15 protein-coding genes, 1 tRNA gene and 1 pseudogene are annotated in these 15,449 nt (G+C 41.9%); 9 read left to right on the plus strand and 8 right to left on the minus strand.

Annotation, left to right across the window (positions count from 1 at the left end; genetic code table 11):
* Positions 1-11: 11 nt before the first annotated feature.
* Entirely contained in the window at positions 12-287 is a 276-nt protein-coding gene (locus tag FD724_RS40365) for a hypothetical protein (protein WP_114081169.1), read from the minus strand.
* A gap of 8 nt (positions 288-295) precedes the next feature.
* On the opposite strand from FD724_RS40365, the gene hemB reads away from it, so the two are divergent.
* Together hemB and FD724_RS21585 are read left to right on the plus strand one after the other, a co-directional pair.
* Positions 296-1,276 (plus strand): porphobilinogen synthase, encoded by a 981-nt coding sequence (gene hemB, locus FD724_RS21580; protein WP_179074055.1) that lies wholly within the window; start codon positions 296-298, stop codon positions 1,274-1,276.
* A gap of 446 nt (positions 1,277-1,722) precedes the next feature.
* A complete protein-coding gene (locus FD724_RS21585) occupies positions 1,723-2,016 on the plus strand; it encodes a hypothetical protein (RefSeq protein ID WP_179074056.1) in 294 nt (97 codons plus the stop codon).
* On the opposite strand, the pseudogene FD724_RS21590 reads toward FD724_RS21585, so the two are convergent.
* Positions 1,994-3,061 (minus strand): annotated as a pseudogene (locus FD724_RS21590) (ISKra4 family transposase). The gene FD724_RS21585 and the pseudogene FD724_RS21590 sit on opposite strands and share 23 nt — an antisense overlap.
* Positions 3,062-3,124: 63 nt before the next feature.
* Between FD724_RS21590 and FD724_RS41720 the strand changes: the two are divergent.
* The 7 genes from FD724_RS41720 to FD724_RS21625 all read left to right on the plus strand — a co-directional run bounded on the left by FD724_RS41720 (position 3,125) and on the right by FD724_RS21625 (position 10,475).
* A complete protein-coding gene (locus FD724_RS41720; RefSeq protein ID WP_306297071.1) occupies positions 3,125-4,480 on the plus strand; it encodes a CHAT domain-containing tetratricopeptide repeat protein in 1,356 nt (451 codons plus the stop codon).
* 106 nt (positions 4,481-4,586) lie between these two features.
* Positions 4,587-5,537: a serine protease gene (locus tag FD724_RS21600; RefSeq protein WP_179074057.1), complete on the plus strand. Its 951-nt coding sequence runs from the start codon at positions 4,587-4,589 to the stop codon at positions 5,535-5,537.
* A gap of 333 nt (positions 5,538-5,870) precedes the next feature.
* Positions 5,871-6,854 (plus strand): alpha-ketoacid dehydrogenase subunit beta, encoded by a 984-nt coding sequence (locus FD724_RS21605; protein ID WP_179074058.1) that lies wholly within the window; start codon positions 5,871-5,873, stop codon positions 6,852-6,854.
* 172 nt (positions 6,855-7,026) lie between these two features.
* A complete protein-coding gene (gene secD / locus FD724_RS21610) occupies positions 7,027-8,439 on the plus strand; it encodes a protein translocase subunit SecD (RefSeq protein ID WP_179075581.1) in 1,413 nt (470 codons plus the stop codon).
* The gene (secF, locus tag FD724_RS21615; protein WP_179074059.1) at positions 8,436-9,422 is read left to right on the plus strand and encodes a protein translocase subunit SecF; all 987 of its coding nucleotides are present in this window, start codon (positions 8,436-8,438) and stop codon (positions 9,420-9,422) included. Before secD ends, secF begins: the two co-directional genes overlap by 4 nt.
* 72 nt (positions 9,423-9,494) lie before the next feature.
* Complete coding sequence (locus tag FD724_RS21620) at positions 9,495-9,908, plus strand: hypothetical protein (protein ID WP_179074060.1); 414 nt, start codon at positions 9,495-9,497, stop codon at positions 9,906-9,908.
* A 96-nt stretch (positions 9,909-10,004) separates the two neighbouring features.
* Positions 10,005-10,475, plus strand: coding sequence for a GNAT family N-acetyltransferase (locus FD724_RS21625; protein WP_179074061.1), 471 nt, complete (start codon positions 10,005-10,007; stop codon positions 10,473-10,475).
* Here the strand turns inward: FD724_RS21625 and FD724_RS21630 are convergent.
* The 6 genes from FD724_RS21630 to FD724_RS21655 all read right to left on the minus strand — a co-directional run bounded on the left by FD724_RS21630 (position 10,438) and on the right by FD724_RS21655 (position 15,379).
* Positions 10,438-11,376, minus strand: a complete 939-nt coding sequence (locus FD724_RS21630; RefSeq protein ID WP_114081164.1) for a sensor histidine kinase KdpD — start codon at positions 11,374-11,376, stop codon at positions 10,438-10,440. The two genes, FD724_RS21625 and FD724_RS21630, sit on opposite strands and share 38 nt — an antisense overlap.
* A gap of 104 nt (positions 11,377-11,480) precedes the next feature.
* Positions 11,481-12,074, minus strand: a complete 594-nt coding sequence (locus FD724_RS21635; protein WP_179074062.1) for an L-threonylcarbamoyladenylate synthase — start codon at positions 12,072-12,074, stop codon at positions 11,481-11,483.
* 72 nt (positions 12,075-12,146) lie between these two features.
* On the minus strand, positions 12,147-13,034 hold the full coding sequence (gene prmC / locus FD724_RS21640; RefSeq protein ID WP_114081162.1) for a peptide chain release factor N(5)-glutamine methyltransferase: 888 nt from the start codon (positions 13,032-13,034) through the stop codon (positions 12,147-12,149).
* Positions 13,035-13,059: 25 nt separating this feature from the next.
* Positions 13,060-13,869, minus strand: a complete 810-nt coding sequence (locus FD724_RS21645; protein WP_159402533.1) for a Tic22 family protein — start codon at positions 13,867-13,869, stop codon at positions 13,060-13,062.
* 601 nt (positions 13,870-14,470) lie between these two features.
* A tRNA-Pro gene (locus FD724_RS21650) sits at positions 14,471-14,544 on the minus strand.
* A 286-nt stretch (positions 14,545-14,830) separates the two neighbouring features.
* Positions 14,831-15,379 (minus strand): GNAT family N-acetyltransferase, encoded by a 549-nt coding sequence (locus FD724_RS21655; protein WP_114081160.1) that lies wholly within the window; start codon positions 15,377-15,379, stop codon positions 14,831-14,833.
* Positions 15,380-15,449 lie beyond the last annotated feature (70 nt).

Genomic DNA, 15,449 nt, shown 5'->3' on the forward strand with positions numbered 1-15,449 from the left:
GGTTATTTTTATTAAGCTGTTGTGCCTTGATGCACACAACCAATCGCCAGGATTTTGCCAATAGAAGGTCTTACGATTTTGAATTTTGAATTGCTTATTATGTCGTTTTTTTCCCAGTCCGTTGGATAGGTGCAACCAAGCTGTAGAATACAAAATTGCCCCACAACTTGATTAAGAGTAGGGCAAATGACAGTTAAGCACTGTTTGTAGTCTGTCTGACGGCAGGAAAATTTTAGCCTGCTTTTGTGACGCTTTATTTTGTGTCCATTTGCGTTGTTTTTCTTCATAAAATTTTATGTTTCCTACACACCGCCCCCGTCGTCTGCGTACCCATCCTCAACTGCGCCGGATGGTTCGTGAAACTGTTTTAACAACAAGCGATTTAATTTACCCATTATTTGCCGTACCAGGTGAGGGAATCGCTAATGAGGTGAAATCCATGCCCGGAGTCTACCAACTTTCGGTAGATAAAATCGTTGAAGAAGCAAAAGAAGTTTACGATTTAGGAATTCCTTCTATTATTTTATTTGGTATTCCGGCTGATAAAGATGTAGATGCAACTGGTGCTTGGCATGATTGCGGTATCGTCCAAAAAGCAGCGACGGCGGTAAAAGCAGCAGTTCCAGATTTGATTGTAATTGCTGACACTTGTTTGTGTGAGTACACCAGCCACGGTCATTGTGGTTATCTACAAGTTGGTGATTTAACAGGAAGAGTTTTAAATGACCCAACTTTGGAATTGTTGAAGAAAACAGCAGTTTCTCAAGCCAAAGCCGGTGCTGATATCATCGCGCCTTCAGGGATGATGGATGGGTTTGTGCAAGCAATTCGTCAGGGTTTGGATGAAGCCGGATTTCAAGACACGCCGATTTTGTCTTATGCTGCTAAGTATGCTTCGGGTTATTATGGCCCATTTCGGGATGCCGCAGACTCGACACCGCAATTTGGCGACAGAAGAACTTACCAAATGGACCCTGGTAACGCCCGCGAAGCAATTAAAGAGATTGAATTGGATATCGCTGAAGGTGCTGATATGCTCATGGTTAAGCCAGCCTTGGCATACATGGATATTATCTGGCGCGTGAAGGAAGCGAGTAACCTACCAGTTGCGGCTTACAATGTTTCTGGTGAGTATGCGATGGTGAAAGCTGCGGCTCTCAACGGTTGGATTGATGAAGAGCGCGTGGTTATGGAAACTTTAACTGGGTTTAAACGGGCTGGTGCAGACTTGATTTTGACCTACCATGCCAAAGATGCGGCGCGATGGTTAAAGTAGGCTAGGCATATTGAATACTGATTTACTGGAAAATCTCACGCAGAGGCACGAAGACGCAGAGTTGTGTTTTGGTGTTTGGGCGTGAGATTCTTTGTATTTTGGGTTTGGCTAGTGCGAAATTCAAACAAAATTTAACTAATCCGCCTTATATTTGTCATACGTATATTACAAAGATGGTGAAAGTTATTAGTACTTATGTACAAGACGTAAGTCCTATAGCTATTATCTGCCCACGTCTTGCGAGGAAGCGCAAGAACGAGAAAATCAGGGTTTACTGAGGAAGTTCGTTGCAAAAACAGAAACCAGAACTACAACTCTCAACCGCACCCATAAAATCAACATAAAGCTTCAGCAATATTCCTGATGAAAATTAAATAATTTACTAGTAAGCGAGATTTGTTCAGTCAGGAATATCGCTGTAAATCATCATGAAATGAGGCTTAAGAATGATCGAGAGTGCAAATTCTCAGTGGTTGTTTCACAAATCTATGCAAAATTTTACTCGCTACAGTTTAACTGCGTTACTGAGTGTAGTTGTGTTGTCTGATGCAGTGGAGGCAGCGAAAAATACAGAGTTACATATAGTACCACAGGAAAAACTCATTTCTCAAGAAGCTATTCGCGTAGCGGCGAAACGAGCTTATGTAGATTCGTTTTCAGAAAATATAGCTAGGGAAGTTTTTACTGGGAGCATCCACTTTTGGAAGAAACACCTAATCAGACAGCAAGTAAACCATTAAGATAAGCTTAAGCGTTCAGAGAGGATGTGATTAACACTTTCAACATTCCACTGTGCGCCAGAAATTTTAATCCTTAAACCAATTTGTTTAATTGCAGACTCAACGGCACCAGAACCAATAGAACATAATTGTTCAGCCTGATAATAGCTGTAATTGACAATGCGAGGGAGATGCTTTTCCAGATAAGCGATGAAATTTTTAGCTTGTTTACCTCGGCAATAATTAAATAAAGTCTTGGCTGCTTCTACTTGACCTTTCCACAATAAAGTTTCCGCAGCTTTGAGTCGCTTCAAAGAACCACCAACTTTATAAAGATTTTCCTTTAGATGATACCAATCCAAAATTTCACAGCGAGAAAACTGGTCTTGACCAAATTCTCGCACTAGATTCCACACACCATCGTGACCATCTCCCAAGCAAACAAGGGGGTCTACCAACTGTTGGCTATTAACATAATCAATTAATGATTGGTTGTCATCAAAAAATGCACCATAGTAAATCCCTTGCAGGCGAACAGTTTTATAATCTCGCCAGTGACAACCTGCTTTTGGTTTACCTCGCAGTCGAACTTTGCCTCCATCTACACTTACTTCGGAGACGGCTTGCAATGCTAAGGGTAGTTGAAAATCTTGTGACAAAACTAATTTTTGTTGGGTTGAGTGACCAACTTTTACTCCTGTTAGTGCCTCTACCTCTATTTCTGCATTCTGGTAGGAAATATTTGCTGATAGTCTCAAACAACACTTTTTCAGTAATGGACTTAACCTAGTTCTTGGTTTTAAACCCAGTCTCTGTAACTGTTTAGCTTTAAGAGTTAGTTCTCCAACCAGGCTTTTTATTTTCCTTGTTTTACCTACTTTTGTCCCTGTTTTCTGTTCGACAAAAAAAGGGCTATTTCTGGACTCACACGTTCTAGTATTTGACTACGAACTTTTTTTTCTATACTTTCTAGGTCTGTTAACTGACTCTTATCCGCTTCTTCATATAGTAATTTTGCAAGTTCCCTTACACAGGCTTTTATTTGTTCTTCTCTATCTTGGCTCATAGTAGTTGATGCACTCTTTTTATCTCCTTTTACATTCTCCCTTATTTTGTATATCTTCCAAAAGTGGATGCTCCCGTTTTTACTGGTGTCAACACTGCAAGTTTTCGACTGCAAATAGCCCAGTCGGCAACCACAAAACCACAAAACACAAAACCTGCGCCAAGCCCAATCCAACCACTTAAAGATAAAGCATCTCAACTCTGGAAAAAAGCAATTGAACTGTCCAAGCAACCATCAGCAGCATCACAGCGACAAGCAATTATAAAATACGAAGAAATACTAAAAATCTCGAGATTACCAGAAGTACGTGCAGTAATACCTGAAAAAGCTCGCTCCGATGAAGCTTCTACACTTTATATGATCGCCACTACTTACAGTAATCTAAATGAAAACACCAAAGCTCTGGAATATTTGGAGCAAGCATTAGCTATTTCGCGAGAAATAAAGGATCGTCTTTTTGAAGCTGATATACTTTTGGCGTTCGGCAATATCTACGGCATCCACCTAACTGAATACACAAAAGCTGTGGGATATCTGGAACAAGCATTAGCTATCTTGCGGGAATCCAAAGAACCAAAGGCTCGCTCCCCACAAGGTCTAACGCTCATAGCACTTGGTGGATTTTATCGACAACTAGGGGAAAAGCAAAAAGCGATTGATGCTTACAACCAAGCGCAGTCATTGTATGATGCTGACAATCAATCCGAGACAAAGGCTCAAGCACTATCAGGAATGGCTGGAGTATATGATGAATTTGGCGAACCGAAAAAGGGGCGTGAGTATTTAGATCAAGCCTTAAAGATTTACAAGGCAAATAACGATTTACCAGGACAAGCAAGTACACTGGCATCCATTGCATTAAACTACCAAAATTTGGAACTCGTATCGCCAAAAGATAGCCTGCAAGCTCTTGATTTTGATGCTAACTATAACTGGGTAACTAACCCACAACTGAGTCAATACCGCATCATTCATTTTGCTACTCACGGCTTTGCTGATAACATCAATCCAGAGTTATCAGGAATCGTACTTTCGTTGATAGATAAACAAGGTAAACCCATAAGAGGTTATCTACGACTAAACGATATCTTCAATCTTGAATTACCTGCTGATTTAGTGGTGCTAAGTGCCTGTAACACCGGACGCGGTAAGCAAGTTCAGGGAGAAGGCTTGGTGGGATTAACAAGAGGATTGATGTATGCAGGTTCACAACGAGTTGTGGTGTCTTTATGGAGTGTGAACGATGAGGGAACGAAGGAATTAATGAGCGAATTTTATCGTCAAATGTTGCAGCAAGGTAAATCACCAACTGCTGCTCTTAGAGCAGCACAACTATATTTGTGGCAACAGAAAGAGTGGAAAGATCCTTATTTTTGGGCTGCTTTTACTGTGCAAGGCGAATGGCAAAATAATTCGTAATGACGCTCTCTACGAGACACTAAAAGCGAACGACCTACCGCTACGCTAACACCATTCAGAATTAATAATGAATTTGCAAGTATTAATTAACTAAGGAATTCTATCAATGACTAATAAGCATATCTACAAGCAATGTTTTGCTGGAATTATTGGTGCGATAACTTTAGGCTCTTGGGTATCAGTTTATGCACAAGCACAGACAGAAACTCAACAAATTAAACCACCAAAATTCAGCAAATTTCAAGAAGCATCTCAATTAAAACTACCCGCGAATGGAAAGCCTTTTAAACCTTCTGACCTCAATCAGTCGAAAAAAGCAGATGAAGCCAGCCGGGGAATACCTCGCGGTATCGATGACCGTATCCCCATGACTAGCAGAAAATATCCTTGGTCAACTATTGGTCGAGTCCAGGGCACAACAACTGATTCCAAAAGCTATCATTGCACAGGAACTTTAATTGATGATGATATAGTTTTGACAAATGCCCATTGCGTTATTGACCCTGATACCCATAAATTAAGTCAAAAAATTCTGTTTATGCCAAATGTAATTGATGGTGTTGTGCAGGATGAAGTTTTAGTAGAGCAAGTTGTTTACGGTACAGATTTTACTGATGACAAGCTTACAAATCAGATAAACGACTGGGCACTTCTCAAAATTAATCAGCCTCTCGGTCGGAAGTATGGTCATTTAGGCTGGAAATCTTTGCGTTCTTCGACTCTCATTAATAATCCGAAAACGTTATCTTTTGTTGGCTACTCTGGTGATTTTCCCAATCCCAAGAAAAAAGGCTATGAAGACCTGACTGCTGGTAGAGGATGGACTGCAAGCTTTGAAACTGGGTGTAGCATTGTTGGGGAGAAGTCAGAAGTACTTTACCATGATTGCGCTACTGGAGGTGGTTCTTCTGGCGGGCCTCTTATTGCCTGGGTTGGTGAACAACCCTATATTGTTGCCCTGAATAATGCTGAAATTAAGAACTTGGCAACAAATCAGGATATAACCAATCTGGCTGTAAAAATCGATTTCTTGGATAAGTTGGCTGCTGGTAATTAATCCTTGGTGATTTGAATTTTGTAGGACACGCATCTTACCTGTCCTACGAAATGGTTGATTCTTGGAATTTTTGAATGCACGTTTTGCATATATTGTCAAGGTTATAGTACATAATCTATAAAGGATTTTCTCGTTTGCCAGAGTGAGAGGCGATCGCTCATAAAACCTCTAAAATCTAAATTAAATAGCTTTGATATAGTTATGGCAATTACTCGCTCTATGTTTGGGGTAGTTCGTTTAAAAAACCCAATCTCTAACTAGTGCGATCGCTAACCGTATTTGCGACAGCAGCACGATAAAATTCTAAAACCATAATCGTACTAAAAGGTCTAAATGGCAGAAACACTATTTTTTAACGCCTTACGGGAAGCCATTGATGAAGAAATGGCCCGTGATTCCAGCGTATTCGTTCTCGGTGAAGATGTAGGACACTACGGCGGTTCCTACAAAGTTACCAAAGACCTGTACCAAAAATATGGCGAACTCCGCATTCTAGACACCCCCATTGCCGAAAATAGCTTCACTGGTATGGCAGTAGGGGCAGCGATGACAGGGTTGCGTCCCATCATCGAAGGCATGAATATGGGCTTTTTATTGCTCGCCTTCAACCAAATATCCAACAACGCTGGGATGCTGCGCTATACTTCCGGCGGTAACTTTAAAATTCCGATGGTAATTCGCGGCCCTGGTGGTGTAGGAAGGCAGCTAGGTGCAGAACATTCCCAACGATTAGAAACTTACTTCCAAGCTGTACCAGGCTTGAAGATTGTTGCCTGCTCGACACCAAGAAACGCCAAAGGACTACTAAAATCAGCTATCCGCGATGATAACCCCGTGTTGTTCTTTGAACACGTTTTGCTTTACAACTTGAAAGAAGATTTACCAGAAGAAGAATATTTACTACCCTTAGATAAAGCCGAAGTTGTGCGCCAAGGAAAGGATGTCACAATTATCACTTATTCTCGGATGCGGCATCATGTGCTGCAAGCAGTAAAAACACTTGAAAAACAAGGTTACGATCCAGAAGTTATTGATTTAATATCCCTCAAGCCATTGGATTTTGATACAATTGGTGCATCAGTACGAAAAACCCATAAAGTCATCGTGGTGGAAGAATCAATGCGAACTGCGGGTATTGGAGCAGAAGTCATCGCTTCAATAAACGATCGCTTATTCGATGAATTAGATGCGCCAGTACTGCGGCTTTCTTCTCAAGATATCCCCACGCCTTACAACGGCAGTCTGGAACGACTAACAATCATCCAACCAGAGCAAATCGTAGAAGCTGTGGAAAAAATGGTGGCGTTGCGGGTTTAGGGAATAGGGAATAGGGAATAGGGAATAGGGAATAGGGAATAGGGAATAGGGAATAGGGAATAGGGAATAAATTCAACCCCGACTTCCTACTCCCAACTTCCCACTCCCTATTTCCCATTCATAACTCCTCAAAAGAGCGCTATTATAGCGTTTGTCAGTTGCGAGTTATGGTATGCAAAGACAGCGATCGCTATTAATTTTGATTTTAGTCCTGATAATCGCCGCTTTTACGGTGATTGCGACAATTCCGATACCCCTGGGACTGGACTTGCGGGGAGGCTCACAGCTAACAATTCAGGTGAAACCATCAGCAGAAATTCCTAAAATCACCGAACGAGAATTGGAAGGTGTGAAGAGAGTTGTCGAAGGTCGGATTAATGGTCTAGGTGTTTCTGAGCCAGTGATCCAAACAGTTGGCTCAGATAAAATATTGGTACAATTGCCAGGGGTCAACGATCCAGAGCAAGCCGAACGAGTGCTAGGGGGTACAGCACAGTTAGAATTTCGTACCCAAAAGCCAAATACAGAAACTCAACTGCTTGCTTTCCAAGCATCTAGAGCCGAATTGAAAGCCAAGCAAGAAGAGTTGAGAAAGAGTACTGACAAAGCAGCGATAGCTAAGAATCAAGAAGATTTACAAAAAAATAATCAAGCGATCGCAGAATTGTTTGAAAGCACCAATCCACCACTAAGTGGCAAATACCTCAAGGATGCATACGGTGAACCCACTCAAGGTAAAAACTGGCATGTTACCATTCGTTTCGACCAAAAGGGTGGTGAACTGTTTGCCAATTTAACGAAAAATCTTGCTGGTACAGGGCGGGCTATTGGTGTTTTTCTAGACAATGAACTAATCAGCGCTCCTAGTGTGGGTATAGAATTTGCTGCCGCAGGTATTACTGGTGGCTCTGCCATAATTACAGGACGGTTTACTGCACAAGAAGCTAATGACTTGGGTGTACAACTACGTGGTGGCGCATTACCCGTACCAGTAGAAATCGCAGAAAGGCGGACAGTAGGGGCAACATTAGGTAAAGATAGTATTCAAAGCAGTATTTATGCTGGGGTTGGTGGTCTGACTTTAGTATTAATCTTCATGGTGTTTTACTATCGATTACCAGGACTGATTGCGGATGTATCACTAGTGATTTATTCCCTTTTAACTTGGGCAACCTTTGCTTTATTGGGTGTCACCCTAACTTTGCCGGGAATTGCCGGTTTTATCCTCAGTATTGGGATGGCGGTTGATGCCAATGTCCTAATTTTTGAACGGACACGGGAAGAATTACGAGCAGGTAAATCTCTGTATCGTTCAGTAGAATCTGGTTTTTACCGAGCATTTTCTAGTATTTTAGATAGCAACGTCACTACATGGATTGCTTGTGCTGCCCTGTTTTGGCTGGGGTCTGGTTTAGTCAAAGGTTTTGCTCTTACCTTAGCTTTGGGGGTGGCTGTGAGTATGTTTACCGCAATTACTTGTAGTCGGACATTGCTGTTTTTGGCAATTTCAATCCCCTCCTTGCGGAAGACAGAACTTTTCTGTCCAAACCTGCCAACATCGAATAAGGCAGAGGTGACTCCATGAAACTGAGTATTAACAAATCGCGATCGCTTTGGTGGACTATTTCTGCTGCGATTATTCTTGCCGGTATCATCTCAATGGTGATTTCTTGGCAACAACCCAATATTCACGCACCCTTACGCCCCGGTTTAGATTTTATCGGTGGTACACGGTTACAGTTTGTCCGAGATTGCACCAAACCAGGCAATTGTGACAAACCAATTGATATCAATGCTGTTCGGGAAGTAGCAAAAGCGCAGGGACTGGGTGATAGCAGCATCCAACTGATCTCCGAAAATGGTGCAGAAAATGGTGTACTAATTCGGACAAAAGATTTGACTGTCGATCAGCGCACCAAGTTGCAAAATTCTTTAAGTGAAGAAATTGGGGTTTTTGATCCGCAAAAAAATCAAATTGACTCTGTTGGCCCTACGCTGGGAAAAGAACTGTTGAGGTCTGGGCTATTAGCTCTGATAGTTTCCTTCATCGGTATTACTATCTATATGAGCTTCCGCTTCCAGTTAGATTATGCTGTGTTTGCGATCGTTGCCCTCTTTCACGATATCTTAATCACAGTTGGGGCTTTTTCAATTTTGGGTTTGGTAGCGGGCATCGAAGTAGATAGCCTTTTTATCGTCGCTTTACTTACCATCACAGGTTTCTCAGTCAACGACACAGTTGTGATTTACGATCGCATTCGGGAAACCATTAAAATCAATCCTGAACGCCCAATTGCCGAAATTGTCGATGATGCCGTTAACCAAACTCTGACAAGATCCATCAACACGACCTTAACCGTGTTGCTGACATTAACTTCCATCTTTCTGTTTGGCGGAGAAACACTGAGATATTTCGCTCTAGCTTTGATTATTGGGTTCACGATGGGAGCTTATTCAAGTATTTTCATCGCCAGTACTCTCCTTACTTGGTGGCGAGAAAGGGATGAATCCCAAGTGATAGAAAGCGTAGAGCCGATTGATACATCTGCCAGTTCTCAGGATAGTTAAACTTGTGTGCATTTCACAATTGGGTTAAAGCATTTTAAATTGCTCACCTATGCTTTGGAATTTTATTCTTCTATGGATCAACCTGAAGAACCATTAATCCCTAATCCAGAATTTGAGAACTCTGACGCATCCTTTATTCAACAAGTACAAAGGCTACATAGGCTGACATTATACGGTAGATGGCTGTTTGTCGGCTGTTTGTGGCTCACCATTGCGCCTGTTAGCTTGTGGGGTCTACGTTCAGAAATTTCTCTGTGGCAACAATATTTTACCTGGGTAGCGGTGCGATATGGACTCTTCTACCATCCACTGTCTACCTTGGGTTTAGCCTTTTGTATTGGGATGACTGCTGCTGTTTTAGTTTGGCAAAGTCGGAATATCTTATTTGGACTCCCGAAGCCGGAAAAACAACGTTTAGAAAAACAAGTTTATCGGATACGTCAGCAGGGGCCAAGTCATCCTCTGTGGAAGTGGGTTTGTCATTAATTTTTCTTTTTCGTTGCATATACATATACACGTACAGCAATTTTTAGCAAAATATGACTTAAATATACAAAGTATTGCCAAAAGTGGATGCCATAAATGAACGAGTCTCAGATTCAATTTAGCGAACGCAAATCTGAAATTGACCTTTACCAACTGCAAGAACTGTTAAACGTTTCAGCTTTCTGGGCAAAGGGACGCAGTATTGAAGATTTAGGTATAGCTATTGCCAATAGTGAACCAGTGATTTATGTCTCGGATAGCGATCGACTCATTGGCTTTGCTAGAGCAACATCTGATGGCATATATCGCGCCACAATTTGGGATGTTGTCATTCATCCAGAGTATCAAAGTAGTGGGTTGGGAAGCAAGTTAGTAGAAACCGTTTTGTGTCATCCCCGCATGAGGTGGGTTGAGCGCGTTTATCTGATGACTACTCACCGGCAGGGCTTCTACGAAAAGATGGGTTTTCAAACCAACACCACCACTACAATGGTGCTACATAATCTAGCTAACCGTGTTTTTGTTTCTGCTACAGAAGTTCAGCTTCAGGAATCACTAGGGGGATAGAGATTTGTAGTCTGGTAATCTCCTGATGTGGTTCCTTGGCAATGGTCGAAGGCAGGATTTCTAACTTTCCTCCCATAACTTCCACTAAAGTCTGATTGATTAATAGTCTCATTCCTGGGGAAAGAGCAGCCTTTTGATCAATCTGGATCTGCTGCTCATCAGATTTGAGCAAATCAATCGGCTCGCTCAAAGGTACAGCATGAGTTGGAATATCCAGCCAAATGGTTACAAAGTTATTTGTAGGTAGGGTATTACTAGAAATACAAATACTGCCTTCCTCCATTTGAGTAATGGCAGTGTCTATTAAACTGATCAATATTTGGCGGAGCCAGAGATAATCTGCTAAAACATAAATTTCTGGATCGGCGGGTAACAATTGCAAGGGAAAATTGCGATTAGCCGCCAGCATATAAGTTAATTTATGAACCTCTTCCAAAATTTGCGCTAACGGTCGGGGCTGAATATCTAATTTATTAGTACCGTGTTCCGTTCTCGCAACGGTGAGAATTTCATCTATCAGCTTGAGGAGCTTCAGCGTTCGTTCGTGAGCTTGGCCAATAAATTCTCGTTCTTCAGCCGGATCTTCACATAAATCTGACAAAATTAATTGATGCAAGCCAATCAAACCATTGAGAGGCGATCGCAATTCATGGGTAGTTCGTGCCAAAAAACCAGCTTTAAACTGGCTCATTTCCCTTGCCATAAAGTATGCCAGCTGCGTTTGCTGTAGCTGTTGTGATATCAGTGGCATCTCCTCTTGATCTAATGGCGCTATTAGGGATGAGCTAGGTGAAAAATTTGCTGATGCCTGCGGCGGGCGTAACCATAGCACAAATAACCGATAGAAAATCATACCTAGTGCGAGTCCTGCTCCTAGATATATCCAGTTGCTCCAATTCATAATTAGGCAATTATTAACTTGTTAATTGACCACAACAGCGCAAACTAAAGTTCCAGATTTATCTGTTGTGAAAATCAGGAAAACAACATTATAACTACCTATATTTATTTATCACTCGAAAAATCTAACTTTATCGCACCTTGTCGTAAAATCTGCCAATTTATGCCTGTCCATTTAGCAACGGTGGAAGGTATTCCCATTGCTGCTTTTTCACCCTGACATTCTAGAGTCAAAACCTGGGGAAACTGAGTCTCAATTTCTGCCATCGTTTGCAAAGGTGGCTGACCGGAAAAATTAGCGCTAGTGGTAGCAAGGGGGCCTGTTTGCGCCAAAATAGTTTGAGCGATCGCACTGTTCGGGACTCGAATACCAATTGTCGTTGGATCGATAGGGTTCATGACTTTTGGCAATCGTTCACTTGCTGGCAAAACTAATGTCAGCCCTCCTGGCCAATGTTTCTCAACTAGTTCTTGCCAAACTTTATACTCGTTTTTACTACCTTTAACATAGAGCCACAAATCTTCAGCACTAGCAGCCATCAAAATCAAAGGTTTGTCTTGACTGCGTTGCTTCGCCGTAAAAATTAACCCGGCTTTTTCTGGTATCGCCGCAAGTGCAGGAACAGTATCAGTAGGAAAGCTTACCAAAAGACCAGCCCGTGCGCCAGCTATGAGATTTGTTAAAGAAACTTGTGTCATTTTTATGGGTACAGGTATAGAGTATGGAGCATTTTCCCTATGCGCTATGCCCCATGCTCCATACCCTATTTCCTAACTTTTGTAGGCAAGGGCAAAGCGTTCAATTCCAGCTAAATCAGCGTGAATTTGAATCTTACAATAGCTACCTTGATTTTGCAAAAGTTTTCGCACTACATCCGCCTGTCCTGCCATCATCTCAATTAACCATACACCGCCAGATTGTAAATAACTGGGAGAAATTTCTATCAAATGGCGAATGCAATCTAAACCATCACCGCCACCATCCAAAGCTAGATGTGGTTCATGGTTAACTACTTCTGGTTGCAATGTAGCTAAGGTGCTGGTGGGTATGTAAGGAGGATTCGACACCATACCACTAAACTGACCTTTGAGAAATGCTAGTGGTTCCCACCAAGAACCTTGATAAAATTTAATCCGGTCAGCAAAACCCAAATTAGCAGCGTTGGTTCGGGCGATCGCTAGAGCTTCTAAACTGTAATCAACTGCATGAATTGTTGCTTTTGGCAAGACATCTGCTAATCCGATGGCGATCGCTCCACTCCCAGTACCTAAATCTGCCCAATGCCCTGAGACACCGCTTGCTGCTAAAGCTAAATCAATTAAGCTCTCTGTCTCTGGTCTAGGAATCAAAACGGCACTTGACACCGCGATTTGAAAGTTACGCCAAGGTGTCACTCCGGCAATATACTGCACTGGTAAGCGATCGTTTAATCGCCTCTGCCATAGCTGGTCTAACTTTTCTAGAGGTAATTGCAGCTGAATTTGCGGCCAGTTTTTAAAAGACTCCAAACGCAGTGCCAAGCGGTCTAACCCAGCAACTTCTAAGAGCAGCCAATCTACCTCCATTGTTGGGACATCAGTGGCGATCGCTGCTTTAAGGGCTGCATTTCGCCACTGCCAAAGTTTTAAACCAGAAACTATCAGATGCTTCTCCCCCATGCCTCAACCTTGGAGTACATAACCGTTATTTTTTCGGAGCGGGCGCAGCAGCTGGCGATTGATTCGGCGCAAGTGAGCGAATAAAATTGATGGACTCTCGTGATGGATACAGAACAATTTTATTGATACTAGGGTCGCTGCTGCTATTGAGAGCCTCCATAACACCGTACAAATCTACTACCTGAATTTCAGTGTTCTCTGCTTCCTTGGGCACGGCTTTTTTGAATTGGTCTAACAGAGCCACTGCTTGCTCTTTTTCAAAGAAAAATGGGATGAATCGCTCGTTGCCTTTTGCCAGGGGAATGGTCAAATAGCTATTATCTTTCTTAAATTTGGGTACAAATAAGGGAATCCCATTGAATTGCTCCCCTTTTTTACCATTTTGATTCAGCATACTTGTTGCTGAAGCTACCTGTGCTTGCGTCGGCACTAAAGTATAAATTACAGAGTCTGATTTCTTTTTGCTTTCTTGGACTATTTTATAGTAGTCTGCCAGGGATAAAGGTCTCACCTGTAAAGTGCTTGCCAATTGGGGATTTTCTTTTTTGAGCCGATTATCAAGGAATTTTTGAGCATCTTGCTTGCTAATAAAAAATCCTACTTGTGAGATCGGCTTGGACGCGTTGTTTTTCCTCGAAAGAACTACGAATTCGCCTTTAGGATTAGTAAGGGTGAATACAGGTACTTCTTGGAGCTTTTTCACTATCTGATCTTGTGGCAAGGCTACCGCCTCTAGATTGCCTATTCCCGGTAGATTGCCTATTCCTGAAAGTCCCGCTAAAAATACACTACCAGCTATACCCAATGTTGCGCCTAAGCGAATAAATGATTTCATGACTGCTCCTCGCATCAATAATCTAATTAAATTAAACAAATGGTTGGATTTGCACAGCACCAACTAGCTTTAGTTATATAGCAATCTATTTCAGTTGGGAAAAATTCATTGTGCGCGTTGAGGTTTAGTGTTAAGCATCAACGGTCAAAATCCAATATTCCCCAGCTATTGAGGGTTGCTATAGTATCGTTTTCACAAATCGACAGTACTAAAGTTGTGTTCTTCTCGATTTCGCTTTGCTATTCAACACGAAATGCTGTAGATGCCTACTATATGTCTTCTCAAACGGTGAAAAGTTTCTTAGTCTCTCGACCTTGGATATGATAAATGCCATTCTATCGGCTTTCTCTAAGATCGGGTGACGCTATTACTTAATCAATCGTTCCATCGCGCTTGCTTTAATATCTTCTCAAATCGATACAAAGCTCAGTATCAGGAATATCTTACTGCTTTAGGGTGAAATTTGCTTGTTAGGCTTCAACAGTTAATCCAAAACTATAACAGGCAAATTGCGATTATCCGTAAAAATGTCCAATTTAATTGCATTGCCTAGAAAGTAAACTTTTCTAATTTACTTTAGCTGTTAAACATATCACTTAAATCGGGATGACAGGATTTGAACCTGCGGCATCCTGCTCCCAAAGCAGGCGCGCTACCAAGCTGCGCTACATCCCGGTTATACTCATCTACTTTTGGAAGTTTGGTTTTAGTTTCCCATCAAAGCGATCGCGCTTTACCAAAAGCATTAAGGTCAGTATATCACATCATACGGCTTATGCCTAATCTTTTTTCCTTTGCTAAGAACAAGATAGATTAGATTTTAGATTTTTACACCGATAAAGGTTTTTTGCCGACTTAGTTCTACAAGATATATACTTGCGCCCTTGTCGGCTGAACCTTTCAAAATTACATCAAAATAATAGATTTTCTTATGCAAATCGGGTTTTATTTTGATTGAGCGCTAGTGAGGATACCAGAACATGCCTTTAATGCCTTCTGGATCAGCCATAAACCCCATAGTCCGGTAGAAATCTACAACATGGGGATCTGCAAAGAGAGTGACATTACTAATTTCTTCACTTCTCAGTTTTTTGAGAACGTATTTCATCAGTGCTTTACCCAGTCCTTGACTTTGAAAGTCTGGGTGAACCACGACATCCCAAATAGTGGCATTAAACGCGTGATCTGAGGTAGCGCGGGCAAAACCAATGAGCCGCTTTTGGTTTCCTCTCACCTGCCACATTGAGGCGACAAGAAAACTATGCTCAATAGCTTTTTTCACTTTTCTTAGAGGACGACGCGACCAACCAACTGCATCACAGAGTTCTTCTAGCTCATACAGGTCAATATCTCGCTCCGTACTGAAGACGATGCGAGTTTCCTTTGAAGAAGCTTCGCTAATGCTGCTGGGGTTGGAGTTGCCCGCAGCATCCACACGTTCTTCAAAAGGGTTTGTCCTAGTTGTCGCTACAGATTCAGGAGTACTAAACCAAGTTTTCCAAAAACCCATGCCAACGTGGTTCGGGTAGTATAACTAAATTGGTTTCCACTCTCAGGAGTGTTGATTCACGTTTAACATA

The sequence above is a fragment of the Nostoc sp. C057 genome (assembly GCF_013393925.1).
GTDB classification, from domain to species: domain Bacteria; phylum Cyanobacteriota; class Cyanobacteriia; order Cyanobacteriales; family Nostocaceae; genus Nostoc; species Nostoc muscorum_A.

Bases quoted from the DNA above. Each gene is read 5' to 3' on its own strand.
- FD724_RS21645 (WP_159402533.1), bottom strand. From the start codon at position 13,869: ATGAAATCATTTATTCGCTTAGGCGCAACATTGGGTATAGCTGGTAGT.
- FD724_RS21635 (WP_179074062.1), bottom strand. From the start codon at position 12,074: ATGACACAAGTTTCTTTAACAAATCTCATAGCTGGCGCACGGGCTGGT.
- secD (WP_179075581.1), top strand. From the start codon at position 7,027: ATGCAAAGACAGCGATCGCTATTAATTTTGATTTTAGTCCTGATAATC.
- FD724_RS40365 (WP_114081169.1), bottom strand. From the start codon at position 287: ATGAAGAAAAACAACGCAAATGGACACAAAATAAAGCGTCACAAAAGC.
- hemB (WP_179074055.1), top strand. From the start codon at position 296: ATGTTTCCTACACACCGCCCCCGTCGTCTGCGTACCCATCCTCAACTG.
- FD724_RS21585 (WP_179074056.1), top strand. From the start codon at position 1,723: ATGATCGAGAGTGCAAATTCTCAGTGGTTGTTTCACAAATCTATGCAA.
- FD724_RS21600 (WP_179074057.1), top strand. From the start codon at position 4,587: ATGACTAATAAGCATATCTACAAGCAATGTTTTGCTGGAATTATTGGT.
- FD724_RS21655 (WP_114081160.1), bottom strand. From the start codon at position 15,379: ATGGGTTTTTGGAAAACTTGGTTTAGTACTCCTGAATCTGTAGCGACA.
- FD724_RS21620 (WP_179074060.1), top strand. From the start codon at position 9,495: ATGGATCAACCTGAAGAACCATTAATCCCTAATCCAGAATTTGAGAAC.
- secF (WP_179074059.1), top strand. From the start codon at position 8,436: ATGAAACTGAGTATTAACAAATCGCGATCGCTTTGGTGGACTATTTCT.
- prmC (WP_114081162.1), bottom strand. From the start codon at position 13,034: ATGGGGGAGAAGCATCTGATAGTTTCTGGTTTAAAACTTTGGCAGTGG.
- FD724_RS21625 (WP_179074061.1), top strand. From the start codon at position 10,005: ATGAACGAGTCTCAGATTCAATTTAGCGAACGCAAATCTGAAATTGAC.
- FD724_RS21605 (WP_179074058.1), top strand. From the start codon at position 5,871: ATGGCAGAAACACTATTTTTTAACGCCTTACGGGAAGCCATTGATGAA.
- FD724_RS21630 (WP_114081164.1), bottom strand. From the start codon at position 11,376: ATGAATTGGAGCAACTGGATATATCTAGGAGCAGGACTCGCACTAGGT.